This is a genomic window from Steroidobacter sp. (genome assembly GCF_036402275.1).
GTDB lineage: Bacteria > Pseudomonadota > Gammaproteobacteria > Steroidobacterales > Steroidobacteraceae > Steroidobacter.
Genome location: NZ_DASWTF010000034.1, coordinates 18,233 through 41,779, shown reverse-complemented (window position 1 = coordinate 41,779; position 23,547 = coordinate 18,233). Strand labels below are relative to the sequence as shown.

Sequence of the window (23,547 nt, the reverse complement as noted above, 5' to 3'; positions counted from 1 at the left end):
AACAGGTGTTCGAGGACATAGGTAACACTTTTAAGCTGCGTGGCAGTTGTCCGAAAGGAGAGCTGCCATGCCTTGGGCTGAGGTGTCTACTATGTCGCTGCGACATGAGTTTGTACTGCTGAGCCTGAAGGCGGGCGCGAACGTGGCCGAGCTGTGTCGGCGCTTCGGCGTCAGTCGCAAGACCGGCTACAAGTGGCGTGAGCGGTTTTTGCACGGTGGTCCGAGCGCGCTGGAGGATCGCTCGCGTCGGCCGCGACGTTCTCCCAAACGCACACCTGCGCCGGTACGAACTGCGGTGATCGAACTGCGCCGTCGCCGTCGCTGGGGCGGCCGCAAGATTCATCATCGTCTGCACGCCCTTGGGCATCGGCACGTCCCGGCGCCCTCGACCATCAGCGGCATCCTCAAGCGGCACGGTTTGATCGATCCGAGCGAGTCGCTGAAGCATCAACCGCTACGACGCTTCGAGCGGGCGCAGCCCAATGAGCTGTGGCAGATGGATTTCAAGGGACACTTCGCGATCGGCACCGGACGCTGTCATCCACTCACGGTGTTGGATGATCACTCACGCTACTCGATGGCCTTGCGAGCGTGCGGCAATGAGCGGGGAATCACGGTACAGCAGGCGCTCACAGCGACCTTCCGCTGCTATGGCTTACCCGAGCAGATGCTCATGGACAACGGCTCTCCTTGGGGTTCGGATGCCGAGCATGTGCTGACGCCTTTGACGGTTTGGTTGATCCGCCTGGGCATCCGAGTCGCGCACATTCGGCCCTTTCACCCACAGACTCAGGGTAAGGACGAGCGCTTTCATCGCTCCTTGGAAGTCGAAGTCATTCAGCGACAGTGTTTTCGCAATCTCTCCCACTGTCAGCGACACTTCGATCGCTGGCGCGACATTTACAACCTGGAACGTCCGCACGAATCACTGCAGATGCAAGTGCCCGCGCAGCGCTATCGTCCCAGCACGCGAGCCTTCCCAGAGCATCTGCCAGCGATCGAATATGGCCTGGGGGATCAGGTGCGCCAGGTGCAAGACCATGGCGCGCTGTCTTTCAAAGGCCGGTGGTTCCGCATCAGTAAAGCCCTGCGCGGCTATCCCGTTGCATTACGACCTACCACCGAGTTGTCTCAGTGGCAGGTCTTCTTCTGTAATCAATGCGTCGCGACCATTGACCTGCGCCACCCGCGCGCTCGATCCTAGGTGTTACCCATGTCCTCGAACGTGTGTTACCTATGTCCCCGGTCCATACAACACGGGAGGGGTTAGGGGGTGGGTCTTCGGCCGCGTACTTAGCCCCTGCGGGACATCTGCTAATCTTGCGCGCGTCCAAACTGCGTAACGGTAACCGACCCGGTGCTATTCAAATCGGAACGATCTGGCGATGGCTCGACGCTGCAGCTGTGCGGCGCCTGGTGCATCGACAATCTGCCCGAGATGGAGGCCACGCTGGCGCAGCTGAGCGCGGACCGGCAGTACAGCCGGCTCGATCTCAGCGGTATCCAAACATTGGATCTGTCCGGCGCATGGCTGCTGCGCAATTGGCTGGAGAAGGGTGGGGGCCGCATGGAAGTGGTCGGCCCGCGGCCGGCGCATTTCGCCTTTCTGGACGAACTGCTGGAACAGAAAGCTGGCAAAGCGCCGGTGGACGACTCTCAAGCTTCCCTGCGCGACGCCGTCGTCTGGGTGGGCCGGGGCGCGGTTCAGCAGGCCAAGCAGACACGCGACGCCGTAGGATTCTTCGGCCGCATCACCATGACCGTCCTGCGCTCCCTGCGCAGCGCCCATAACCTGCGGCTGCCCTCGATCGCGCGACATATATATGAGACGGGCATCCAGGCCATTCCCATCGTGTCGCTGATCGCGTTCCTGATCAGCGTCATCGTGGCCTATCTCGGCGCGCAACAATTGCGACAATTTGGCGCAGAGATTTTCACTGTCGACCTGGTGGCGATCTCGGTCCTGCGCGAGATGGGCGTGCTGCTCACGTCCATCATCGTGGCCGGTCGTTCGGGCAGCGCGTTCGCCGCCGAAATCGGCGTCATGCGGCTGAATGACGAAATCGATGCGCTCGAATCCATGGGTGTGGATTTCTATGAAGTGCTGGTGGCGCCGCGCCTGATCGGCCTGCTGATCGCGTTGCCGTTGCTGACCATCGTGGCCGACGCCATGGGCCTGGCCGGTGGCGCGATACTCTCGTCGCTGCTGCTGGATATTTCGTTGTCACAATTCATCCCGCGGGTGCAAGACGCGCTGGCCCCGACCACTTTCTGGGCGGGCCTGATCAAGGCGCCCGTGTTTGCAATGCTGATCGCGCTGGTCGGCACCTATCGGGGCATGCAGGTCCGCGATTCGTCTCGTGAGCTGGGCCGCCTCACCACCGTGGCGGTGGTGCAATCGATCTTCCTGGTGATCTTCGCCGACGCCGTGTTCGCGGTGGTGTTCGTGGAGCTGGATTTCTGAGCATGAGCGCCAGCCCACAGACCCCGATCATTTCCGTGCGCAAGGTCGTGAACCGCTTCGGCCAGCAGGTCGTGCACGACGGCGTCAACCTGGATGTGATGCCCGGCGAGGTGCTCGGCATCGTTGGCGGCTCGGGCAGCGGCAAGTCGGTGCTGCTCAGAACCATGCTCGGTCTGCAGCGGCCCTCGTCGGGACAAGTGCTGATCGAAGGTCGTGATATCACGCAGATGAGCGACTCGGAACTGCTGTCGGTCAAACGGCGTTACGGCGTGACCTTTCAGCACGGCGCGCTGTTCAGCTCGCTGAGCGTGGCGGAAAACATTCAACTGCCGATCCGTGAGTACTTCGATGCGTCTCCCGCCGCGCTGGAGGCGCTGACCGAGCTGAGATTGCGCATGGTCGGGCTGCCGGTGGACGCGGGTCCGAAACTGCCCTCGCAGCTGTCCGGCGGCATGGTCAAGCGCGCGGCGCTGGCTCGGGCGCTGGCGCTGGATCCCGCCCTGTTGTTTCTAGACGAGCCGACCGCCGGTCTGGACCCCATTTCCGCGGCCGGATTCGACGAGCTGGTGGCCTATCTGCATCGCGGCCTGAGGCTGACCATCGTGATGATCACGCACGACCTGGATACTCTGCTGGCCACCTGCAACCGCGTGGCCGTGCTGGTTGACAGAAAAATCGTGGTCGATACGCTCGACGGCATCATGAAGAACCCGCATCCGTGGATTCAGGAGTACTTCCACGGCCCTCGTTCCCGAGCGGCCCAGGCCTCAAGCAATGGGGCCGCCAATGAGGCCGCCCGGTAGCCATGGAACGAGACGCTCATTACGTCGCGGTCGGCGCCTTCATCCTGCTGGTGGTGGCGATGGGCATCGGCTTCGTGCTCTGGTACACCGACGCCAACGACGGCCGCGAGTACGAGCGCTACGAGATTTATTTCACCGGCTCCGTCAGCGGTCTGGATCGCGGCAGCCCGGTGCGGTTCCTGGGTGTAGACGTGGGCCGGGTGCGCCGGCTCGCCATCGACCCGACGGATGCCACGCGCGTCCACGTGGTGGTCGAAGTCGACAAGAGCGCGCCGATCTCGGCCGCGACGCGCGCCAGCCTGGGCCTGCAAGGCGTCACCGGCTTGTTGTATGTGAATCTCAAGGAAGCATCGGACGTGGATCGCAACGCGCCGTTGCTTCAGGGCGAAAACTATCCGGTGATCGAGGCGGTCGAATCCGACTTCGACGCGTTCCTCGCCAGCCTGCCGGAGCTGATGGGCCGCGCGAACACTCTGCTCGAACGACTGTCGCGCGTAGTCTCGGACGAGAATCTCAACGGCATCGCCGACACGATCAAAGGCATGCGGGACACCATGGCCACCATGCCGCAGACGGCTAAGGACGTGCAGCAGCTGGTTGTCGAGCTGCGTGCGACGGTCGCTGAGATCCACGGCGCTTCCGAATCATTGCGAGGCATGACCGACGATGCCCGCCCCGAGGTCAAACAAGCCTTGGCGCGCATGAACGACGTTGCAAACAATCTTGCCGAAGCGTCCTCGCGCGTCGATCGCTTCACGCAACAGAGCCAGGTGCAGCTCGGCAACTTCACCGAGCAGGGCTTGTTCGAACTGGAACGGCTGATGCGCGAGACGCGCCAGGCCGCGCGCGAATTCCGCGACCTGTCGCGCAGCCTGCAGGAAAACCCGTCGCAGATTCTGTATGAGCCGCCGGAGAGCGGCGTCGAGATCAGGCAATGAGCGTAAGCATGAAAGCTGGGTTCGTCAGCGCGGTTGCTGTGTTGTCGTGCGCCGCGTGCTCCGGCTCGCTGTTCGATAGCGATGTGCCGGTGCCCAGCGCATATGTGATCGCAGCAGCGCCGGCCGGCTCGGTCACCGGTGCGCCGACCACGCAGGTGGACGTTTCCATCGGCCGTCCCGACTTCGCGCCGGGGCTCGATACCGAACGCATCGCCGTGCTCAAGGGGCGGCAGCTCGATTACTACCGTGGCGTGCGCTGGGGCGGCCGCACGGTCGAGGTCGTGCAGAGCATGCTGGTCAGCAGTCTCAACGATCAGCAGCTGTTTCGCAGCGTCACCGCCGAGCAGGCGCGCGTCGCGAACGATTACATGCTCGATATCGAAGTGCGCAACTTCGAGGCCGATTACTTGAACGGCCCGATTCCGGAGGCGCATGTAATGATCATCGGTCGGCTCATCCGCGTGGTCGACCGTAAGCTGGTGACGACTGTCAGCAGCAATGCCCGAGTGGCGGCGCGCGAAGAACGCATGGCCGAAGTCGCGGCGGCATTCGAGTCCGCCGCACAAAAAGTCGCCTTGGACCTGGCGCAACAAATGGCCGTCGCGGTTGCCGCCGACCAGCCGACGCTGCGCAAGGCGCGTGGCGAAAGCGATCAAACCAGTCCCGAGTGATGGTGCGACGATTGTCACTGGCGGGCTTGTGCCTGCTGTTGTTCACTGCTGCCCAGGCGGATGACCGTGACTTCTCGGGCACGGTCAGAAAAATATTCGACGGCGATAGCTTTATCGTGAGGCCGGCGAAGGGCAGGGATGTCGACGTTCGACTGCAGGACATCGACGCGCCCGAGAAAAATCAGCCTTACGGCAACAGCGCGCGCACGGCGCTCATCGAGCTCATCGGCGATCGACAAGTGTTCGTCGACGTGGTCGATACCGACCGCTATGGCCGCAAGGTCGTGCGGGTGTTTCGTGAGCCGGATCGGCTCGACGTTGCCAAAGCGCTGGTGCGCGATGGACACGTTTGGGTCTATCGGCGCACCGTCCACGATCGCTCGTTGATCGAGCTGGAAGAGGCGGCGCGCACCAGTCGACGCGGCCTATGGGCATTGCCCGTCAAAGATCGCACGCCGCCCTGGCAGTACCGATATCAGCAGCGTCAGAAGAACGCCAAGCGGACTTCAGTCGCGGCGGCGGACGATTTTTCGTTCGCTTTAGAAGGTGCTCAGGCCAGTAGCTTCCATCAGCCGATAACGCCAATAGCGGCCGGTATCGTCGTCGCGCCAGGCGCCGTACGCGGCGGTGAAGTTGGTGCCGGGCGGACCGTCGTTATTCCACAGCCGGTCGAAATAGCTGACCAGCTCAATGCCCAGCGATGACTTCGCGCTCAGCTCGAGCGCGACGTTGGCTTCCAGATTGTAGTTGCCGATGTTTCGGCGCGTGAGATTCGCCGAGCCCAACGATGCGATCAGCCGGTCGCCATGCGTGACCAGCGCCAGCTTGGTATGAAACTGCTCGCCGTGCGTGCGGTACCAGCGCACCTCGATTTTCTCATCGCTACGCTGAACCAGCTCGGAAGCGACCGGCCGGTTCGGTACGCCATCCTTCTGGCGTCCGAAGGCGTCGCGATTCGGGTCCAGTATCAATCGGACCTTCACGCCGCGCGACGCCGAGCGCAACAGGGCCTTCACGATTTTCCGATCCGAAAGATAAAACGTCGCGATGCTCACCGCGTCGCCGTTGCGCGTGGTGTCGATCGCGCCGAGCAGATGATCGCGAATCGATTGCTCGGTCAGGAACTGCAACTGCACGGGATCCGCGGGCTGGGTCGTCGCGGGCTGGCTGGGCGATGTCGCATAGATGTGACCTTTCCAGCCGGAGAATCTGGCCACGGCCATCTCGCTGTTGACGATGTGCTGAGCGAGCTCGCCGTTGAAACGCGCTGCCACGTTCGAATGCGAGCTGCTGCCATCGTGCGGATTCGCTGACGTGACCAGGCCATTCAGGCTGCCGTCGGCACGGTCGGCGACGATCAGCTTGCGATGATTCGCTTTGAAGTTTGCCAGCGCTAGCCAGCTGCGCAACGTGATGGGCGCGCTGCCCGGGGGAGCAAACGGGTTCATCATGGAGCCGCCGTCCGGAGCGTTGCCCCACCACTGCAGGAACATGCGCCACACCGCCGAGTACGCCGGATTCGAATCGCGCAGCTTGTCGAGATCCGTGCTCACGACGTCGATGCCACCGGCGCGTAGCTCGTTGAGCAGCTTTGACGGCATGCCGCCGTAGATATCGTTGATCGGATCGGTAATCAGCAGCACCGTCAGATCGGGACGCGCCGCTTTGCGAGCCAGCAGGCGATCGGCGAGCTCGCGACTGAGAGGTCGATGCACGCCTGATTCTGCGCCCATCATGTCGTTGAGCAGGAAGAAGTCGGCGATGATGAACGATTGCGCTCCGTCGATGATGGCGAACACCTCATCGAAGATGCGCTGCTCGCGCACGTCTGCACCCGTTGTGGGTTCGGTCGTGGTCAAGTCATACAGAAACTGGACGTTGCTCGCCTCGGTCGTGACGAGAGGTGAGCTCACATCGGCGCCGGGCGGCATGGGCTTGATGACGTTCCAACCCGCGACCAGGCCCCACCAGGCGAGGAACGCCCACCAGAGCCAACGTTTCTGAAACCGCCGGCGCGGAACCGGTTCTTCTTGGAGCTCGGGATCCATGCGCCGAATTGTAGTGGCAGCGGGCCCGCGGCGCTGCAGACCAGTGCTGGTTTCAGCAACATGAATCGCGCGTGATTACTTCTTCCAATCGCGAGCGCGCGCGGCCTGCTCCTGTTCACGATCCAACGCTTCGCCCGCCATGCTGTCTTCGACGGCCGTGAGAATCGCGGGCGGCAGCGCCGTGCCTGCCATGCGATATTCGCCACCTTGTTGATCGGCGGCGCCTTCACTTAATGCGCGCACTTTCCAGGCGTTCGCTTCTCTGCAGGCGAAGCCCGCGGCGGAGGCTGTGGCGAATGTGCGGCAATATTGCCCGCCCTTGTCCCGGAACGTCAGACCGATGTGAACGTCTGCATCCTTTGCGGCGTTTCCGAGCTGATCGGTGAGCGCGGCGGATAATTCGCCACGCGCGACGATGCCGGCCTCGGTGCTTGCAAACAAATCGGATTGCGAAGGTTGCAGGGCCGTGCGTCCCGCGAGGATGCCGATGACCAGGCTGGCTGCAATGGCGCCCCATTCCGGCCAGGACCAGCGTGATTTTGGCTGCCCGGCGCGCTGCTTGGCGGCGCGCGCCGCATTCAGATCGGTCACGGTTGCCGCCTTGGAGGCAGGCGTCGCGGCGGCGGCATCGAGCAAACGAGCGGGCATCGGCTCGTCGAGCACGCCGTTGAAGGCGGCGCCGAGATCCGCGCGCAGGCTGCGATGCTTGGCGACGCGCTCGGCGATGGAAGGGTCCAGCGCCATCGCGGCTTCGATCTGACGTCGCAGATCGGCGTCGACCTCGCCGTCGGCGTACGCCATCAGGGTTTCATCGGAGAACTGCATGGTCCACCTTCACTCCAACTGCTTCTGCAGCGCCTCGCGGCCGCGGGCGAGCCGGCTGGTCAATGTCCCTATCGGCACCTCCAGCGCTTCGGCCGCTTCCTTGTAAGAAAGGCCCTCGATCAGCACCAGCGCCACGGCCAGCCGCTGCTCGTCGGGCAGCGAAGCCATCGCCTTTTGTACGGACAACAGGCGCTGCTGGGCCTCGCTCGCGTTGTCGCCGACGTCCAGGCCCGCTTCTTCCGGAGCGAGCATTTGTCCCCGGCGGGTGCGGGCGCGAGCTTCGTCGATCCAGGCGTTGCGCATGATGCCGAACATCCAGCTATGAAAAGGCGATTCGGGCCGCCACTGCTCATGGCGCAGCAGGGCGCGTTCGATCGAGATCTGCACCAGATCGTCCGCGTCCGCCGCATTCCGTGTGATGGCGCGGCCGAAACGGCGGAGTCGAGGCAGCAGCGCCACGATGTGCTGGCGGACTTGCTGCAAAGAGGTCGTCGTGTTGGCCGGTGTCTCGCTCATGAATACGAGTCCGAGGCGGGTTTTATTCCCGGGTCGTGCAAATAATTGTGCCTCGATTTTCAGGTCGGCGCGGAAGGATTTCGGCGCGCGGGCCGTATATGCTGATGGGCGAGCGTACTTATGTTCCCGACTAAGTTCATCCATGTCTGCGCGATCCTGCTGCTTGCGGCAGCCGGCTCGGCGCGCGCGCAGGTTGGCCTGCCCGTGCAGGTGCCCAATCTGCCTGGGTTGCCGACCGATTCGTTGAACCGAACCGTCAATGGCGTGCTCGACCAGGCGGACCCGCGTCGGCTGAGCGAGCTGCGGCAGGTGCGGATTCGGAATCTGCTCCGGACCAATCGGACCGTTTTGGAATCGGACCCGCGGGGCGCGCCCATCGTTCGCAACGAAGTCGTTGCGCTGTCACCCACCCAGGCGGCGCTCGATCGGGCGCGGGCGGCAGGTTTTGGGATTGGGCGGACGCGGACGTTGGAAGGGCTCGATGTCACCATCGTCGTCCTGCAAGCGCCCTCGGGGATGTCCACTCGTCGTGCGTTGGAGCGGCTGCGTCGTGAGGATCCGGAAGGGACTTACGATTACAACCATGTGTATCTGGAGAGCGGCGAGGTCGCTGCGTCGCCTGCGGCCCCGGCCGGCGCGGCCGCGCCGGATCGCGGGGCTGCTCTTACTACACATAAGATTGGCTTGATCGACGGCGGCGTGCAGCGCTCGCACCCTGTCTTCAGCGGTGTGACTGTGCACGAGCATGGGTGCGCGGGACCTATCCCGAGTGCGCATGCCACAGCGGTGGCGTCGTTGCTGGTCGGACAGAGCGATGTGTTTCATGGCGCCGCGCCCGGCGCCGAGTTGTTTGCTGCCGATGTTTACTGCGGGCTGGCCACAGGCGGCGCTGTGGATTCAGTCGCTGAGGCGTTCGCTTGGATGTCGCGCGAGAAGGTGCCGGTGATCAATATCAGTTTGGTCGGGCCGGCGAACGTTCTTCTTGAACAGATCATTCGCGTTGTGACCACGCGGGGCCACGTCGTTGTCGCTGCCGTTGGCAACGACGGACCAAGCGCACCGCCTTTATTCCCTGCCGCCTATCCCTCTGTCGTCGCCGTGACCGGCGTCGATGCCAAACAGCGCGTACTCGTCGAAGCCTGTCGCGGCAAACACGTCGACTTCTCCGCCCCGGGCGCCAACATGTCCGCCGCCGGCATCGAGTCGCCCTTCGGCGTCGTTCGCGGCACGTCCTTCGCCGCGCCCATTGTGGCTGGGTTGTTGGCTCGGCAGCTGAGCGTCATTAGTAAAGATCAGGCCGACGCGGCCGTCTCTGCGCTCGTTGCGCAGGCCACGGACCTGGGGGCGCGCGGTTTGGATAAGGTTTATGGCAACGGCCTCGTCGGCAACGACCTTCGTCCGTCCGAACAGATAGCATCGCGATAAGCTTCTGCGGATTGGCCTCGGTGGCTGGCAGCGCCAGGGCCGGGTATGTCCTCCCCGGCACCGCTGCACCCGCCTCGCCACGCTATTCGCGTGTCGCCTGCTTGTACCTCCCTGTAGCGCTATTGGGCCAGCGTCCCTGCTGGTCCCAATTGCCGGCGAGGACATACCCGACCCTGCCGCTGCCTTTAGGTGGGGTGCGGGTTTCAGACTGCTGAACCCGTCCGGCTCCAAATTGGGGCTGTCCGTCCTGAGCGGGCCGGTTCGGGTCCGATTACGTCAAGTAAAAAATTTCGCGGGTGTTGGAAGAAATCGGCGAGTGGCTTCGTACTCCTATCAAAGGCGGCAGATTGGCTGCTGCCGATAGGAGTGACCCCATGAAGACTCGTTCCATGCTGATCGGTGTTGCGATGGCTGCCGCTTTGAATTGCGCCGCTGTGAATGCGCAGGTGCTGGGCGGTGTGGGTGGTGGCTTGGGTGGCGGACTGACCGGCGGAATGCGCGATATGAGCATGAGCTCGCAGGGCGCCTTGCACGGTTCGGTTGGCGCCGATCTCGACACGAGCACGCTGCGTCGGACGACTCGCGATACGACGGAGCGAGCAACGAATCGAATGCGCAACACCACGGACAACGTGCGTGATCGCACGACTGCGAAGGTCGATGAGACCCGCGCGAAAGTTGGCGAGACGCGTCAAGCGGCCACGGCCACCGCTTCGGCCGCCGCTGCAACGGCCGCGACCGCGATCAACGACGTGCAGATCGAAGGCGCTGCCGATGTGGCTGGATCTGCGACCTCCGGTGTGAGTCGCGACGGCGTCAACCTCGCCGGCACCGCGCAAGGCGCGGGCAGTGGTGCGCTGAGTGGTGGCGCCGTGCCCCAGACGGATCTGCCGAGCGTCGAGCCGAGCAAGCTCGCTGGCGGCGAGGCCGCGAATGTTTCTAACGCAACTCAGCAGGCTTCACAGCCCGCGAAGGATAGCGAGCCAAGCAAGGCAGGTTCGAGCGCTGGTCTGCTGGGCGCGTCGAATGGGACGACCGGCTCCAGCTTGCTGAGCGCGTCTAACGCCAGCAGCGCGACGCAGTCGAGCAGCGCGAGCTCTGGTCTGATCGGTGCGAGCAAGGCGAAGGACACCGCTGAGCCGGCGCAGACCGAGAGCACTGCTAAGCCGTCGCGTGGGTTGGATGTGGGGGGCGGTGCGAATGGATCGGCCTCGGCTTCGCGCAGTGGTGTGTCGGCTGAGGGCGGTGGTTCAGTGAGCGCTTCGCGGAAGTAACCAAAAGCCTGTTCGAAAGTGCACCAAAGGCGCCGAGGAGAAATCCTCGGCGCTTTTTTATTCAGCGGGACGAGTCAATCCGGCGGCCGACCCTCATCGCATTTCTTGCAGTCCAGTTCGAGGCCAACGGCCGCCGCGCGTCCCTCGGGCGTGACCACCCACGGCCGATTGGTCCAAGGCGGGTTGTGACGAACGTGCTGATCGTGACCGCAGTCGAGCCGCGCCACCCAGTGCTGCTCTTCATCCTGGTGAAACGAAACGATCTTGCGTTTCATCGTGGTGTCGCGAACACCTGGGTCCAGTAGATGCCCGCCTCGCTCTTGGGATCGACGACGAAGGCGATGCCCATGTCGGTGAACCCCGGGCTCATGATGTTGACGCAATGGCCAGGACTCGTGAGCCACCCTTGAACGACGGCCTCCGGCGTCTGTGCGCCGACGGCGATATTTTCGCCAACCGTGCGCCATGTGTAACCGACGCGGGTCACGCGGTCACTCACCTTGCTGCCATCCGAGCCTTTGTGCTCGAAGAAATCTTTGTTGGCCATGTCCTGGCTATGAATCAGCGCCGCCCGATTCAAGCCAGCCGACAATTTCAGCGGCGGAACAGCATCGAACGACGAGCGGCCACACTTGCGAGCCTTGGCGCGCGCGGCATTCACGAGCGTTAAAGCCTTTTGACTCACCTGTGCAGAGTCCTTCACCGCAGGCGTGACGAACGGCGCCGCGACGACGATCCACAAAGCATCGCCTCGCTGATACACACCGATATCCTTGAAGTTCGCATCGGTGATGGTGTCGCAGTAATTTTCCCGCAGCACTTTCAGAATGGCGTTGCGATCGCTCGATCCTTCGAGCCGCATCGAAGCCGACTCCGTGTGTCGATACTCGGATCGCTCCATCGCATCGCTCAGCCGCCCGCCTTTGGACCACTCGCGCGCGGCTGCATCGAGATCACGATTCGAACGCAACGGTTGCGCGACGCCCGGCCGTCCGTCGCAACCCTTGCGCCGTATCTGATTCAAATCATCACCGATGCCCGCCAACGCCGGCAGCGCAATCCATGCACAGCACAGGGCGATCGAGGCGCTCGCAGTCTTTCTCATGCGTCGATGTTACGTCACCGCATGCGAATGATTCGAGTGCCGCCGATGGTTCGCGCGGCTGCGAGCGGTTGTCTTCCGGGACCGTTTCGATGCGCCCATGGAACGATCGCCCTGGACGAACTTACGTATCGCATCTTGCAGCGGCCGCTCCGCCTCGCAGTAATCCTGCCACTCGGTGGCCTTACCTACGTAGCTCGCGGCCGTGCGCATGGTGTAGCGCGTCGGATCGAGACCGGCTTTCACCTGCGACCAGTTCACCAGCATGGACACAGTCGCGCCTTCACGCATGCGTGGCGACAGCGGCGCCACCGCAGTCGACATTCGATCGTTGCGGAGATAGTCGAGGAAGATGCGACCGCCGCGCTGCTTCTTCGACATGTTCACGACGTACAGATCGGGATTGTCCTCGGCCATGCGCACGCACACGCCTTGCGCGAAAGCCTTGGCCTCGGGCCACTTCAAGCGATTGTTCTTGAAGTCGGCGAGCGGCGTGACCACATGCAATCCCTTGCCTCCGGTGGTCTTGCAGAACGCCACCAGTCCCAACGCTTCAAGGCGTTCCTTGATCTCCTTCGCGGCGTTGATGACCGCCGTGAACGGAACATCCGGCCCTGGATCCAGATCGAACACCAGACGACCGGGCGTCTCCGGTTTGTCGGGCTGGCAATTCCACGGGTGCAACTCCATGCCCGCGGTTTGCGCGATAGCCGCGAGCGCTTCGACACGATCGATCTGCAGATAGGGTTTGTGATCGCCGAACACCTTCACCATCGTGATCAGGTTCGACGTGCCTTGCATGGCATGGCGCTGGAAGAAACGTTCCTTGCCGATGCCGTCCGGCGCTCGAATCACGGAACACGGCCGGCCTTTGATGTGCGGCATGATCCACTCGCCCATCTCTTCGTAATAACGAGCGAGGTCGAGCTTGGTCACCGGGCGGCCGTCGTTGGCGTCAGGCCACAGCGGCTTGTCCGCACTGGAAATCGGCACGCCCATGACGACGTTGGAGCCATTGCTCGCAGACTTGCTCGTTCTGGCGGAGGAATGTTTCTTTGCCGTTTTACCAGCAACGGCTTTCGGCTTCGGTTCGACGACATCGACTTCTTCAGCAGGCGCCGGCGTCTCCGCGACGATCTCACTCGCCGTCTTATCCATGCGCAAGCCTTTGAAAGCGGCCTGACGCACATTGCCGCCGCCAGTCCATCCGGCGAACTCGATCTCGGCCACCAGCTTCGGTTTGGCCCAGTGCACGTCCGCGCCTTTGCGCGGCGCCGTTTTGCCGCCGAAGGGATTCTCCTTGGTTTCCAGCTTTTTCAGCTTGGGCCACAGCGTCGCCAGCTTGTCGCCGCCGAACCCCGTGCCGACCCGGCCGACATGCACCAAATGACCGTCACGGTTCACGCCGACCAGCAGCGAGCGGAAGTGCCCGTCCGTCTGCGTCCAACCGCCAATGACAACTTCCTGCCCGGCGCGACATTTCGCCTTGGTCCAGTCGCCGACGCGGCCCGAGCGATACGCCGAATCCAGTCGCTTGGAAATGATGCCTTCCAGATTCATGCGACACGCCGACTGCAACACGGCGTCGCCCGCTGTCTCGAAATGCTCGACATAACGAATCAGCGTGGTGCTGTCTTGTTGCTGCTCCTCCAGGTACGCCTTGAGCTCGGCCTTGCGGTCGCGGAGCGGTAGCGAGCGACGATCGCCGTCGTCGCTGTACATCAAATCGAAGGCGAAAAAAATCAGGTCCTCGGTGCGTCCTTCGGACAGCGCCGCTTGCAGGGCCGCGAAGTCGGGCGAGCCGTTATCGTCCAGCGCGGCGACTTCGCCATCGATGATGGCGTTGGGAAACTCACGAGCCGCATCGGCGATGGACTGAAACTTCTCTGTCCAATCCAGACCTTTGCGTGTCTTCAAAGTCACATCGCCGTTAGCGATGCGCAGTTGCAGGCGATAGCCGTCGAACTTGACCTCATGTCCCCAGCCCGCGCCGCCGGGCGGGCGGTCGATGGGTTTGCACAGCTCGGGCTCGATGAAGTCAGGTAGTCGCGCGTGCCTGCCGGAGGCTTTCTTTGCGCGCGCGCGTGTTTTGGTCGAAGCGCTTGCCGTTTTGCGGGGAGCTCGCTTGGTTGCCACGGTGGCTCTGGTCGCCGCAGTTCGTTGGGTTGACGAGGTGTCTTCATCCGAGCCACGGTTCGAGTGCCACACCGCGTTCGCCTTGCCGGCCTTCTTGAGCATGAACGGTTTGGGCGAACGTCCCTTCCCGGCCTCGATATCGGCCATGGGCCGGGCCGAGGCCACCGAGCGATCTTCCTCCATCAGCTCTTCCATCGCTGCGGCGTCGACCGCAAACCGGTCGCGATGTTTGATCAACAACCAGTTGGTGCGCTTACCGCCGTAACGATCGTTCTTCATGCGCACGATCACGAAGCTGCCGTTCAAACGAGTCCCGGCCATCTCGAATTTGAGCTCGCCACGCTTCAACTGTTCTTCGGGCGAGCGATCGCCGATCGGTCGCCAGTAGCCGCGATCCCAAAGTTGTACTGTACCTCCGCCGTATTGGCCCTTCGGGATGGTGCCTTCAAAGTCGCCGTAATCCAGCGGGTGATCTTCGACTTCCACCGCCAGGCGCTTGTCCTGAGGATTCAACGACGGCCCGCGCGTGACCGCCCAGGATTTGAAGACGCCGCCGAGCTCGAGGCGCAAGTCGTAATGCAGGCGGGTCGCGGCGTGCTTCTGAACGACGAAACGCAGTTGCGGCGACTTGGCCACTTTCTGCCGGCCGCTCGGTTCGGCCGTCTTGGTGAAGTCGCGCATCGCGCGATAGCGGGAGAGCTTTCGAGTTGCCACATCACACCTCTGCGGTGAAAAATCGCGCCGGTGGTATGCCGGAACGCCGTGGATCCGCGCCACGTTCCTTCGTTAGAGAACCGACAGAGAAAACGATGAATATCCCGAAAACGATCGCTGTTGCGGCTCTTTTGCTGACCGCGCTGAGCGCCGCCGGGGCCGAGAAGCTCAACGTCAAGCTGGGCTTGTGGGAAATGACCTCCATCATGCGCTTCAGCGGCATTCCGCCGCTGCCGAAGGAGCTGACGGACAAGATGACGCCCGAGCAGCGCGCCAAAATGATCGCGGATCTCGAGGCTGCCGCCGCCGAAGAGCCGGAAGAGGAAGTCAGCAGCGAGTGCATCACGCAGGAGGATCTGGACAGGCCGTTCCAGTCCGCAAGCTCCGAAGACTGCAAGCAGACCGTGGTGCGCACGACACGCAACAGTCAGGAAATCCGCATGGTGTGCACGGGCAAGATCAAGGGCACCGGCCTGTTTCGCGTGACCACGCCGACGCCGGAGACCATGACGGGCGATCTGGATCTGACCACCGGCGAAGGCCCGGAGGCATTCACCTTGAAGGGCAATATCAAGGGCCGCTGGCTGGGACCGGACTGCGGCGACGAGGACGATAGCGACGACATGGATGACGACGAGGAAAGCACCGAGGAAATTTCGGAGCGGTAATCCTCTCTGCGGTAGCATGGGCCGCTAGTTTTTACGTGCGCATCCCTTATGCTTGCCTCCGGCATCGATGCTCGGAGGCAGTATGACTTTCACGAATCATCAGTTCCGTCTGGCAGCCCGACCTGTCGGCGCGGTCAAGCGCAGTGACTTCAATTACGTCGAAGAGCCGGCGCGTGCGCCCGGCGATAACGAAGTCCTGGTGAAGACGTTGTATCTGTCGCTCGATCCGGCAATGCGTGGCTGGATGAACGAGGGCAAGTCATACATTGCACCCGTGCAGCTCGGCGAAGTCATGCGCGCCGGTGGCGTCGGAAAGGTCATCGAGTCCAGGCATCCCAAGTTCAGCGCGGGCGATTTCGTGTCGGGCAGCCTCGGCGTTCAGGAATACGCCACGCTCGATGGGAAGGGACTCACCAAGGTCGATCCTAGCGTTGCGCCGCTGCCGGTATATCTCGGCACGTTCGGCATGCCGGGCATGACGGCGTATTTCGGATTGCTCGACATCGGCAAGCCGCAGCCGGGCGAGACGGTGGTTGTTTCAGGCGCTGCCGGCGCGGTCGGCACGGTAGTCGGACAGATTGCGAAGATCAAAGGGTGTCGCGTGGTGGGCATCGCCGGCGGGAAGGCGAAGTGCGATTACCTGACGCAATCGCTCGGGTTCGATGCGGCCATCGATTACAAAGCCGAAGATGTGAAAAAGGCGCTGCGCCAGCCTTGTCCCAAGGGCGTCGATGTTTATTTCGACAACGTCGGCGGCGACATTCTCGATATCGTGCTCACACAGCTGGCGCGCAAGGCGCGGATCATCATCTGCGGCGCGATCTCACAGTACAACAGCACGACCGGGGTCAAAGGCCCGGCGAACTACCTGTCGCTGCTGGTGAATCGCGCCAGCATGACGGGCATGGTGGTGTTCGATTACGCCGATCGCTACGCAGAGGCGGGTCGCGAAATGGCGGGCTGGTACAAAGCAGGCCAGCTCAAGACCCGCGAAGACATCGTCGACGGCTTGGAAACATTCCCGGAGACGCTGCTCAAGCTATTCAGCGGCGAAAACTTCGGCAAGCTAATCCTGAAAGTCGCCGACGGTTGAATTGCGGCTTCGCCGCCCGATAAGTCATCGGCCGCTACCGCGGTCGCTTCTTCAGAAATGTATGTTTAATTTCTATTTCGCCTACGGCGAGCTGTTCCTGAATGTGCAACGCACGTTCAGGCGACGTTCGAGGTGACCGCCCTTCTTCCGGCATTGTCGAGAAAGAGGGACCTTTTCGGCCAAGGGCGCCCAGGGACGGGACCCGACGACGTCGCGCGATAGCGCGACTGAGGGGGAGCACGGTGCCGGAAGGAGGGAGGTCACCTCGGACGGCGCGAGCCACCGACGCCTCTTCTTCCCAAACCCCACCGCAGGCGAAACAAAAAGTTTATCGTTCTTGAACGAAAAACCCTGCGGCGGCGTTATACACCGGCGCGCGCCAACAACACGGCTGACACGCCCTGCGCGGGCCGGTTCGCGTCCGTATTTCGATACGAATGCGGCACATTGCCCGGAAACGCCAGCACATCGCCGGCGGCGAGGTCGAAGCGGTCGCCGGCGACGAAGATGGTCACGTGCCCTGACAGACACGTAAAGAACTCGCGCGTGCCCGGCAAGTGAGGCGAGCCTCGCATCGACGCGCCGGGCGCGAAGTCCATGACGTTGAGTACCTCATCGGGCACCCGCTCCGGGATCAGCGATCGAATGGTGATCCCTCGGCCAGCGCTCTGCGTTGCCAACTCATCTCGTGACCACTTGCGCACCTTCGCTCGGGGCGAGGCGAGTAGCTCATCGAGAGGCACGTCCAACGCATTGGCAACCTTGACCAGCACGGTGAGCGACGGATTGCCGTTGCTCGACTCGAGATTGGCAATCGTCGAGCGCGGAACATCGGCGCTCTTGGCCAGAGCGCCTTGCGTGAGATTGCGCACCTGGCGAAACGCAACCAGATTGCGCGCGAGGTGTTCGGCGACGAGTTCGGGCTTGTCCATGGAGGGTCCAATTCACAGCACTAATCAACAAGCGCTCAACGACGCACAGGCTCATGATGTCCAGGGTGGAAACCGTTTGCCAATACGTTGGACACGGCGCTTGGTTGCGAAAAGAAGGTCTCTAAGATGCTGTCATCGAAGGAGACCTTATGCAAACGCAACGACAGCTCGATTCTCGACGTCATCTACATGGCGTGCGAGTCGCGATCACCGGCGGCACGTCCGGCCTCGGCCTGGCGCTGGTGAAAGAGCTCACGCGACGCGGAGCACAGGTTGCTCTGGTCGCTCGCACACATGCGCGTGTCACAGCGGTGGCGGCGGAAGAGTCCGCATACGGCATCGTCGGTGACGTGGCAAACAAACACGACATTCATCGTATCGCACTTCAAGTCACGGGCCGGCTCGGAGGGCTGGATGTGCTCGTCAACAACGCATCCGATCTCGGTCCTGTGCCGCTTGCGCTGCTCGGTGACACGCAATGCGAAGACTTCGAACGCGCGCTGGTCACGAACGTGCTCGGCCCGTTTCGATTGACCAAAGCGCTACTCGGTTCGCTCGCCGCTTCGGCACGTGAAGGCAAGGGCGCAGTGGTGCTGAACATTTCCAGCGATGCCGCTGTCAACGCGTACCCACAATGGGGCGCTTATGGAGCAAGCAAGGCGGCGCTCGCGCACATGACACGCATTTGGAACGAAGAGCTGTCGGCGCAAGGCGTGAAATTCATCGCGCTCGATCCGGGCGACATGGACACACCCATGCATGCGGCCGCGTTGCCCGATGCCGATCCAGCCACGCTCAAGCCACCGGCGCAGGCCGCGCATGAGCTGGCGGAAACGATTTGTGACTTGCTGCCGGCCCGGCCGGCATTGAGGTATGCCTCATGATTCCAGCCGATCGTCCCGTTCAACGTCCGCCGACCGCGCGCCTGTTGTATATCGATGAGCGCGGCGCCATTCGCCACGCGCCCCGCGCTCAACTGACGGAGTTTCTGCGGCCCGGCGATCTGGTCATCGCGAATGACGCGGCAACCTTGCCGGCGAGCTTGCATGGCGTACACGTTCGAACTGGACGTAGCGTCGAAGTACGACTCGCCGGAAAACCGTCGCTCGCAGCTCGCGACGCGCAGCGCTTCATCGCGGTCGTGTTCGGTGCAGGCGACTATCACACGCGCACAGAAGACCGTCCTCCGCCGCCCGCGTTTCAGCCGAATGATGAGCTGAAGCTCGGCTCGCTCACGGCGCGCATCGAACGCGTTCTCGATCATCCAAGATTGATTTCGCTGCGTTTCGAAGGCGAGGCGGATGAGTTGTGGCGAGGGCTGGCCACGCACGGACGTCCGATTCAATACGCGCACCTGAGCGAGCCGTTGGCGCTCTGGGACGTGTGGACTGCCATCGCGGGTGAGCCCGTGGCGTACGAGCCGCCGTCGGCCGGATTCGCGCTGGATTGGCAGATGCTCGCGGCGTTTGAAGCTCGTGACATCGAGTTCGCGACCCTGACTCACGCGGCCGGTATCTCTTCCACTGGCGACGAGGAGCTAGACCGCATGCTGCCCTTCGACGAGCCGTACCGAATCCCTGTGGCCACGGAGGAGGCGATCGCAGCTGCGCTTTGCGAAGACCGTCGCATCATCGCCATCGGCACGACCGTTGTGCGAGCACTGGAGCACAGCGCCGCGACGTTCGGCTCTGTGGCGGCAGGCGAGAGCGTCGCGAATATCCGGATTGGGGCGCAGACGCAACTGCGCGTCGTCGACGTGATTCTGTCGGGTACGCACGAGCCGGGCACGAGCCACTACGAGTTGCTGCAAGCGTTCACCGACAAAGCCGTGCTCGGCCGCGCAGATGACGCCCTGAACAGCGCTGGCTACCGCACCCACGAATTCGGCGATTCCGTGCTGATTGAACGCGATAGCCGCCGTTATTCACGCCCCGCCGGCCGCCCGCCCGCTGCACGAGTTTTTCCGGAAATGCAAGGACTGGTCGGGCCGGCTGCGCCACGTATACTCCGCGGTTTTCCGCCGGCGTCCGCCCATGTGGTTCAAGAATCTCATTGTCTATCGCCTGCCCGAGGATTGGTCTGTCTCCGCGACTGAGCTGGAAGACAAACTGGCCGCGCGGCAGCTCCTGCCATGCGGCAGCTTCGATATGCAGAGCAAGGGCTGGGTGTTCTCCAGCGACCTGGAGCGTTACGTCCATACGGTTAACGGCCAGCACCTGATCGCGTACGGCGTGGATCAGAAGTTACTGCCCGGCTCCGTGATCCGGCAGGTGGCCACCGAGCGCGCCAAGGAGATGGCCAAGGAGCAGGGCTATCCCGTCGGCCGTCGGCAGATGCGCGAGCTCAAGATGCGCGTCACCGAGGAACTTCGCGGCCGCGCGCTGACGCGCAAGACCGTGACACACGCGTGGATCGACCCCGTCAATCGCTTTCTGGTCGTCAATGCGTCCAGCGAAGCGAAGGCGGAAGATCTGGTCGAGACGCTGCGCAATACCCTGGGCAGCTTGCAGGTCACGCTGCTGGAGACCGAGCGCTCACCTTCGTCGGCATTGACTGCGTGGCTGATGCTCGGCGATGCGCCGACGTTCTTCACCATCGACGACGATTGCGAGTTGCAGGCTGCGGATCAGAGCAAACCGACGATTCGCTATGTCCGCCACCCGCTGGACGGCAAGGAAATCCGCGCGCAGATTTCCGGCGGCATGTACGCCACGCGCCTCGGTCTCACCTGGAAGGATCGCGTCTCGTTCGTGCTGAACGAGAAGCTGCACGTGAAAAAGATCGAGTTCCTGCTGGTCGAGAAGGACAAGCCGGCCGATGGCGAATCGAGCAACCCCGCCGAGCAGTTCGACATCGACTTCACCCTGATGACGGGCGACCTCGCGCAACTGCTCAAAGACCTGACCGAAGCGCTCGGCGCTCCCGAACAGAAACAAGCGGCGGCTGCGTAACGCAGCCGCCGGGATTTCTCCGTTACGGGTAGATCTCGATCTCGCGCAGCGAATAGTTCTTAAGCTGCGTGCCGCGCTTGTGGGCGAAGACGCGGACGTAGCGACCCAAGCCGGACAGCCTGCTGATATCGTCCACGCCGCCATTTCCAGCGGTCGTCTTGTAGATGGTGCTCCAGGTCGTACCGCTGGTCAGCGTCTGGATCGTGTATTCGGATGCATACGAGGCATCCCAAGAGAGGCGCACGCGCGAAATCGGATAGCGCTGGCCCAGGTCGACATAGATCCATTGTTTGTCATCGCCCGCTACGCTGGCCCACCGGGTCGAGGTGTTGCCGTCCGATACATAGGAGGCAGGCAAGCCGCTCTGGGTGGATTTGGCATACGCACGCTTGCCCTTGGCGACATTCTTCTGCGCCTGGACGGCCGCCATGATGCCGCCGAATTCTTTCCAGCCGGTGGCCTCGAGCGGCCGCAATCCGCTTAGGAACGTCGCGTCATCGCTGCCCGAAGGCTGCGCCCAGATTTCAACCATTCGCAGTTGCAGGCCTTGCTTTGTTGCCGCCGCGAGTCGCTGCGCGAGATAGATGGGATAAGAACCTTCGTCGATAGGTCCGCCGCCCCGCGTGGTCACGCCCGCATTTCCGGTGCCAGCTTCCGAGAAACCGAAAGGCTTGCCGTGACTGATAGCAAACGAGATCGCGGCAGGAATACCCCAGCCTCGCTTCGGGTTCCAGTAATCCGCGGCCGGATAGTCCCAGATCTTGCGGCGGTTCACGGGATTGGCGAGCCATTGCGACAACGAAACATTCCGTCCGCTGCCCCAATCGTAATAAGCCGTGCCGTCCGGCGAGCGAGTCGCGTTCCATATCGGGCTGTAAGCGGTGGGCGCGATGACGTCGACGTAACTGTCGCCGGGATAACTGTTCGCCTCCGGGATGCCGTCGTTCGTGTACGAGGCCGTCGGGCTCCACACAGTCTGGATGGTCATGCCGTGAGCAATCGCGTAGTTGTGCGCCAGCGTGGCCACATGTCGCCATGCCGCGATATACGCAGCTCTCGTCGCCTCGCTACGCACCTGCCAGCCATACCAATCGCCGTTCTGTTCCCAGCCGATGCGCAGGTAAAGCTTGCGGAAGCCCTGCTTGCGGAAGGAATCGAGAATTGCCGGCCAGACGCGATGCCGGCCTGTCGCCGGATCGTCGCGATCGTACTTGCCGTTTGCGATGTCCTGCATCATTCGCACCGCCGCCGCCTCGCTGTACTTGCCGTAGTTCGGATCGCTCGGCGACAGGTTGAGACGATAGGCGTGATGATCGTCGGTCAAGCCGACACTGATCAGCGGAGTGATGTTCGGGCGACCTTCGGCGTCCAACCGATTCAGATACTCCGCCGAGCACAACAACGCCAGCTCGCCCGCGTGCCAGGCTGCATTTCTGCTCCATTGAGCATCGTAGGCGCCCGAGCTCCAGATCGGCTCGTGATAATCGATGAAGACGTTGGTGGAGTTCGGCCGCTGCTTCACCTGTCGCACGAATGCGTCATAGCGGGGCTCCGCTTTGCTGGGCGTGGGATCGCCCATGAAAAAACCGAGGCCTTTGAACTGATCCTGGGCGTGAGCGCTAAACGCGCAGAGGAACGTTGAGAAGACAAGCAAGCATGATCTCAGTGCCACTCGGTGCTCCGTGTGAGAGTCGTTGGTTGGGATTGTTTTTCGGGTAATATTTACCCGTGACATCCGCGCCGCCGGTGTGGCGGGCGCGCGTCGAGCATATCGACTACATCGGCATGCCCGACATCGTCACGACTCCGCGAATGCAGCTGAGAGAAACTTCGCAATTGACTGAGGGCAGACGTCTGACGTCGCTGCCAGGGGACGCCAGACTTGCACCGAGATGAATCAGGGCGTGAGCGGCTGGCCTGCCCAGCGCAGAATGGCGCGAGAAACATCCTGTTCTTTTTTGAGCTGCGCCATCAGCTTCAACATCTGCTCCGAAAACTTCTCTTTCTCCACCTGAGCGGCGACCACCGCGCCCGAGGACTGATTCAAGTGACGCAAGGTCTGCACCTTCTGCGTCACCTGCAGCGCGCTGGCGGAATCCGGCACAGTCAAGCGCTGGGCGATGCCAAGCCCGATGCCCTCGGCCAGCGTCGTGTCGCTCTTCTGCAGCGCCTGAGAAATCTGTTCACAACGTGCTCGTGTCGCGGGCTCGCGCACATGCTGTTCGTCACACGCGGTGCTCAAGGCTTTGAACGCGGAAGTATCCAACGCCGACAGCCACTCGACCGTCGAATTCATCGCATTGGTCAACGGCGTGGGCAGGGGCTGGGCGACCGACGTGCCGACGGGCGTGCGGCTCAAAGGAGGAGCGAGGCGTGCGATCAGCGTCGTCCAGTAAACGTCGAACTGAGTCGCCTTGGTCATCGCATCGAGAATCTGTTCTTCAGCTCGCGCGTCGCCACGCTGCTGTGCCCGCGCGAGCGGACCCAGCCATACAACTCCATTATTCGGAGCGAGCTTGCGCATACGAGTCTCGACGGATTGCGGTTCGCATCCGGGCACTTCGATGCAGATTCGCAAGTGAAGCCACTGAATGTCGGGGCGCTCCGGCGCGGCATCGGCCGCTCGCCGGATCTGCGACAAGGCTTGCGAGCCATTGTTGGCGGCGTTCGTACCCCAAAGCGCGAGCGCCGTGGCGGCTACCTGGTCCACGTCGTTGCTGTCCGCCGCGGCAGGGGTGCTCGCGCCGCGTTCAGGCGGCGAGCTGGCGCAGGCTGAAAGCAGCAACCCGAGCAAGGGCCATGAGCGAGCCCAACTGTTCCGTGATGACCGTTTCATGGGCACGGATCTTAACAATGCCCGATGGGCGATGTGCCAGCCTTGGGGTCGCAGACAGGCGACGCCGCAAACCTTGCCTCAAAGCCGGTGCGCTTACCGGCATCGATCCGCCGTTCACCGGTAGTTGCTGGCAAGGCCGCCCGGCAGTCCT

At 62.7% G+C, this 23,547-nt stretch carries 21 protein-coding genes and 1 pseudogene; 13 read left to right on the top strand and 9 right to left on the bottom strand.

The window, feature by feature from the left end; translation table 11 throughout:
- The first annotated feature begins 67 nt into the window (after nt 1–67).
- The 6 genes and pseudogenes from VGD45_RS18060 to VGD45_RS34385 all read left to right on the top strand — a co-directional run.
- Nucleotides 68–1,204 carry an IS481 family transposase gene (locus VGD45_RS18060; protein ID WP_331156735.1) on the top strand — a complete coding sequence of 379 codons (1,137 nt, stop codon included), beginning with the start codon at nt 68–70 and terminating at the stop codon, nt 1,202–1,204.
- 153 nt (nt 1,205–1,357) lie between these two features.
- Nucleotides 1,358–2,464: an MlaE family lipid ABC transporter permease subunit gene (locus VGD45_RS18055; protein ID WP_331156734.1), complete on the top strand. Its 1,107-nt coding sequence runs from the start codon at nt 1,358–1,360 to the stop codon at nt 2,462–2,464.
- A 2-nt stretch (nt 2,465–2,466) separates the two neighbouring features.
- A complete protein-coding gene (locus tag VGD45_RS18050; protein ID WP_331156733.1) occupies nt 2,467–3,267 on the top strand; it encodes an ABC transporter ATP-binding protein in 801 nt (266 codons plus the stop codon).
- Between the two features lie 2 nt (nt 3,268–3,269).
- Nucleotides 3,270–4,205 (top strand): MlaD family protein, encoded by a 936-nt coding sequence (locus tag VGD45_RS18045; protein ID WP_331156732.1) that lies wholly within the window; start codon nt 3,270–3,272, stop codon nt 4,203–4,205.
- 8 nt (nt 4,206–4,213) lie between these two features.
- Entirely contained in the window at nt 4,214–4,876 is a 663-nt protein-coding gene (locus VGD45_RS18040) for an ABC-type transport auxiliary lipoprotein family protein (protein ID WP_331156731.1), read from the top strand.
- A pseudogene (locus tag VGD45_RS34385) lies at nt 4,876–5,250 on the top strand (thermonuclease family protein); the annotation flags it as partial. The gene VGD45_RS18040 and the pseudogene VGD45_RS34385, both read left to right, overlap by 1 nt.
- 165 nt (nt 5,251–5,415) lie before the next feature.
- Here VGD45_RS34385 and VGD45_RS18030 read toward each other — a convergent pair.
- From VGD45_RS18030 to VGD45_RS18020, 3 genes are all read right to left on the bottom strand, one after another.
- The gene (locus VGD45_RS18030; RefSeq protein ID WP_331156729.1) at nt 5,416–6,924 is read right to left on the bottom strand and encodes a phospholipase D-like domain-containing protein; all 1,509 of its coding nucleotides are present in this window, start codon (nt 6,922–6,924) and stop codon (nt 5,416–5,418) included.
- 75 nt (nt 6,925–6,999) lie between these two features.
- On the bottom strand, nt 7,000–7,749 hold the full coding sequence (locus VGD45_RS18025) for a hypothetical protein (RefSeq protein ID WP_331156728.1): 750 nt from the start codon (nt 7,747–7,749) through the stop codon (nt 7,000–7,002).
- A 9-nt stretch (nt 7,750–7,758) separates the two neighbouring features.
- Nucleotides 7,759–8,265, bottom strand: a complete 507-nt coding sequence (locus VGD45_RS18020; protein ID WP_331156727.1) for an RNA polymerase sigma factor — start codon at nt 8,263–8,265, stop codon at nt 7,759–7,761.
- A gap of 120 nt (nt 8,266–8,385) precedes the next feature.
- Between VGD45_RS18020 and VGD45_RS18015 the strand changes: the two genes are divergently transcribed.
- Entirely contained in the window at nt 8,386–9,690 is a 1,305-nt protein-coding gene (locus VGD45_RS18015; protein WP_331156726.1) for a S8 family serine peptidase, read from the top strand.
- Nucleotides 9,691–10,064: 374 nt separating this feature from the next.
- Nucleotides 10,065–10,964, top strand: coding sequence for a hypothetical protein (locus VGD45_RS18010; RefSeq protein ID WP_331156725.1), 900 nt, complete (start codon nt 10,065–10,067; stop codon nt 10,962–10,964).
- Between the two features lie 74 nt (nt 10,965–11,038).
- Here VGD45_RS18010 and VGD45_RS18005 read toward each other — a convergent pair whose 3' ends face one another.
- Genes VGD45_RS18005 through ligD form a run of 3 tightly spaced genes read right to left on the bottom strand, consistent with a single transcriptional unit; the run spans nt 11,039 to nt 14,916 of the window.
- Complete coding sequence (locus tag VGD45_RS18005; protein WP_331156724.1) at nt 11,039–11,239, bottom strand: DUF3565 domain-containing protein; 201 nt, start codon at nt 11,237–11,239, stop codon at nt 11,039–11,041.
- Nucleotides 11,236–12,069, bottom strand: coding sequence for a CAP domain-containing protein (locus VGD45_RS18000; protein ID WP_331156723.1), 834 nt, complete (start codon nt 12,067–12,069; stop codon nt 11,236–11,238). Before VGD45_RS18000 ends, VGD45_RS18005 begins: the two co-directional genes overlap by 4 nt.
- Before the next feature lie 9 nt (nt 12,070–12,078).
- Nucleotides 12,079–14,916, bottom strand: a complete 2,838-nt coding sequence (gene ligD, locus VGD45_RS17995) for a DNA ligase D (RefSeq protein ID WP_331156722.1) — start codon at nt 14,914–14,916, stop codon at nt 12,079–12,081.
- Between the two features lie 95 nt (nt 14,917–15,011).
- Here ligD and VGD45_RS17990 point away from each other — a divergent pair, with 95 nt between their 5' ends.
- The gene (locus tag VGD45_RS17990) at nt 15,012–15,584 is read left to right on the top strand and encodes a DUF3617 domain-containing protein (RefSeq protein WP_331156721.1); all 573 of its coding nucleotides are present in this window, start codon (nt 15,012–15,014) and stop codon (nt 15,582–15,584) included.
- Between the two features lie 82 nt (nt 15,585–15,666).
- Nucleotides 15,667–16,677: an NADP-dependent oxidoreductase gene (locus VGD45_RS17985; RefSeq protein WP_331156720.1), complete on the top strand. Its 1,011-nt coding sequence runs from the start codon at nt 15,667–15,669 to the stop codon at nt 16,675–16,677.
- Between the two features lie 362 nt (nt 16,678–17,039).
- Here VGD45_RS17985 and VGD45_RS17980 read toward each other — a convergent pair whose 3' ends face one another.
- Nucleotides 17,040–17,609 carry an XRE family transcriptional regulator gene (locus tag VGD45_RS17980; protein WP_331156719.1) on the bottom strand — a complete coding sequence of 190 codons (570 nt, stop codon included), beginning with the start codon at nt 17,607–17,609 and terminating at the stop codon, nt 17,040–17,042.
- Nucleotides 17,610–17,758: 149 nt separating this feature from the next.
- On the opposite strand from VGD45_RS17980, the gene VGD45_RS17975 reads away from it, so the two are divergent.
- Genes VGD45_RS17975 through VGD45_RS17965 form a run of 3 tightly spaced genes read left to right on the top strand, consistent with a single transcriptional unit; the run spans nt 17,759 to nt 20,560 of the window.
- The gene (locus VGD45_RS17975) at nt 17,759–18,493 is read left to right on the top strand and encodes an SDR family oxidoreductase (protein ID WP_331156718.1); all 735 of its coding nucleotides are present in this window, start codon (nt 17,759–17,761) and stop codon (nt 18,491–18,493) included.
- Nucleotides 18,490–19,704: an S-adenosylmethionine:tRNA ribosyltransferase-isomerase gene (locus VGD45_RS17970; RefSeq protein ID WP_331156717.1), complete on the top strand. Its 1,215-nt coding sequence runs from the start codon at nt 18,490–18,492 to the stop codon at nt 19,702–19,704. Before VGD45_RS17975 ends, VGD45_RS17970 begins: the two co-directional genes overlap by 4 nt.
- Nucleotides 19,643–20,560, top strand: coding sequence for a recombination-associated protein RdgC (locus VGD45_RS17965; protein WP_331156716.1), 918 nt, complete (start codon nt 19,643–19,645; stop codon nt 20,558–20,560). Before VGD45_RS17970 ends, VGD45_RS17965 begins: the two co-directional genes overlap by 62 nt.
- A 22-nt stretch (nt 20,561–20,582) precedes the next feature.
- Here VGD45_RS17965 and VGD45_RS17960 read toward each other — a convergent pair whose 3' ends face one another.
- Nucleotides 20,583–22,214: a discoidin domain-containing protein gene (locus VGD45_RS17960; RefSeq protein ID WP_331156715.1), complete on the bottom strand. Its 1,632-nt coding sequence runs from the start codon at nt 22,212–22,214 to the stop codon at nt 20,583–20,585.
- 243 nt (nt 22,215–22,457) lie between these two features.
- Nucleotides 22,458–23,396, bottom strand: a complete 939-nt coding sequence (locus VGD45_RS17955) for a hypothetical protein (protein ID WP_331156714.1) — start codon at nt 23,394–23,396, stop codon at nt 22,458–22,460.
- Between the last annotated feature and the right edge of the window lie 151 nt (nt 23,397–23,547).

Excerpts from the sequence above, each read along its gene's own strand:
- VGD45_RS18040 (WP_331156731.1), top strand. The coding sequence starts at position 4,214 with ATGAAAGCTGGGTTCGTCAGCGCGGTTGCTGTGTTGTCGTGCGCCGCG.
- VGD45_RS18045 (WP_331156732.1), top strand. The coding sequence starts at position 3,270 with ATGGAACGAGACGCTCATTACGTCGCGGTCGGCGCCTTCATCCTGCTG.
- VGD45_RS18015 (WP_331156726.1), top strand. The coding sequence starts at position 8,386 with ATGTTCCCGACTAAGTTCATCCATGTCTGCGCGATCCTGCTGCTTGCG.
- VGD45_RS18020 (WP_331156727.1), bottom strand. The coding sequence starts at position 8,265 with ATGAGCGAGACACCGGCCAACACGACGACCTCTTTGCAGCAAGTCCGC.
- VGD45_RS17975 (WP_331156718.1), top strand. The coding sequence starts at position 17,759 with ATGCAAACGCAACGACAGCTCGATTCTCGACGTCATCTACATGGCGTG.
- VGD45_RS17955 (WP_331156714.1), bottom strand. The coding sequence starts at position 23,396 with ATGAAACGGTCATCACGGAACAGTTGGGCTCGCTCATGGCCCTTGCTC.
- VGD45_RS17980 (WP_331156719.1), bottom strand. The coding sequence starts at position 17,609 with ATGGACAAGCCCGAACTCGTCGCCGAACACCTCGCGCGCAATCTGGTT.
- VGD45_RS18010 (WP_331156725.1), top strand. The coding sequence starts at position 10,065 with ATGAAGACTCGTTCCATGCTGATCGGTGTTGCGATGGCTGCCGCTTTG.
- VGD45_RS18025 (WP_331156728.1), bottom strand. The coding sequence starts at position 7,749 with ATGCAGTTCTCCGATGAAACCCTGATGGCGTACGCCGACGGCGAGGTC.
- VGD45_RS17985 (WP_331156720.1), top strand. The coding sequence starts at position 15,667 with ATGACTTTCACGAATCATCAGTTCCGTCTGGCAGCCCGACCTGTCGGC.
- VGD45_RS18005 (WP_331156724.1), bottom strand. The coding sequence starts at position 11,239 with ATGAAACGCAAGATCGTTTCGTTTCACCAGGATGAAGAGCAGCACTGG.
- VGD45_RS17970 (WP_331156717.1), top strand. The coding sequence starts at position 18,490 with ATGATTCCAGCCGATCGTCCCGTTCAACGTCCGCCGACCGCGCGCCTG.
- VGD45_RS18050 (WP_331156733.1), top strand. The coding sequence starts at position 2,467 with ATGAGCGCCAGCCCACAGACCCCGATCATTTCCGTGCGCAAGGTCGTG.
- VGD45_RS17990 (WP_331156721.1), top strand. The coding sequence starts at position 15,012 with ATGAATATCCCGAAAACGATCGCTGTTGCGGCTCTTTTGCTGACCGCG.
- VGD45_RS17965 (WP_331156716.1), top strand. The coding sequence starts at position 19,643 with ATGTGGTTCAAGAATCTCATTGTCTATCGCCTGCCCGAGGATTGGTCT.
- VGD45_RS18030 (WP_331156729.1), bottom strand. The coding sequence starts at position 6,924 with ATGGATCCCGAGCTCCAAGAAGAACCGGTTCCGCGCCGGCGGTTTCAG.
- VGD45_RS18060 (WP_331156735.1), top strand. The coding sequence starts at position 68 with ATGCCTTGGGCTGAGGTGTCTACTATGTCGCTGCGACATGAGTTTGTA.
- VGD45_RS18000 (WP_331156723.1), bottom strand. The coding sequence starts at position 12,069 with ATGAGAAAGACTGCGAGCGCCTCGATCGCCCTGTGCTGTGCATGGATT.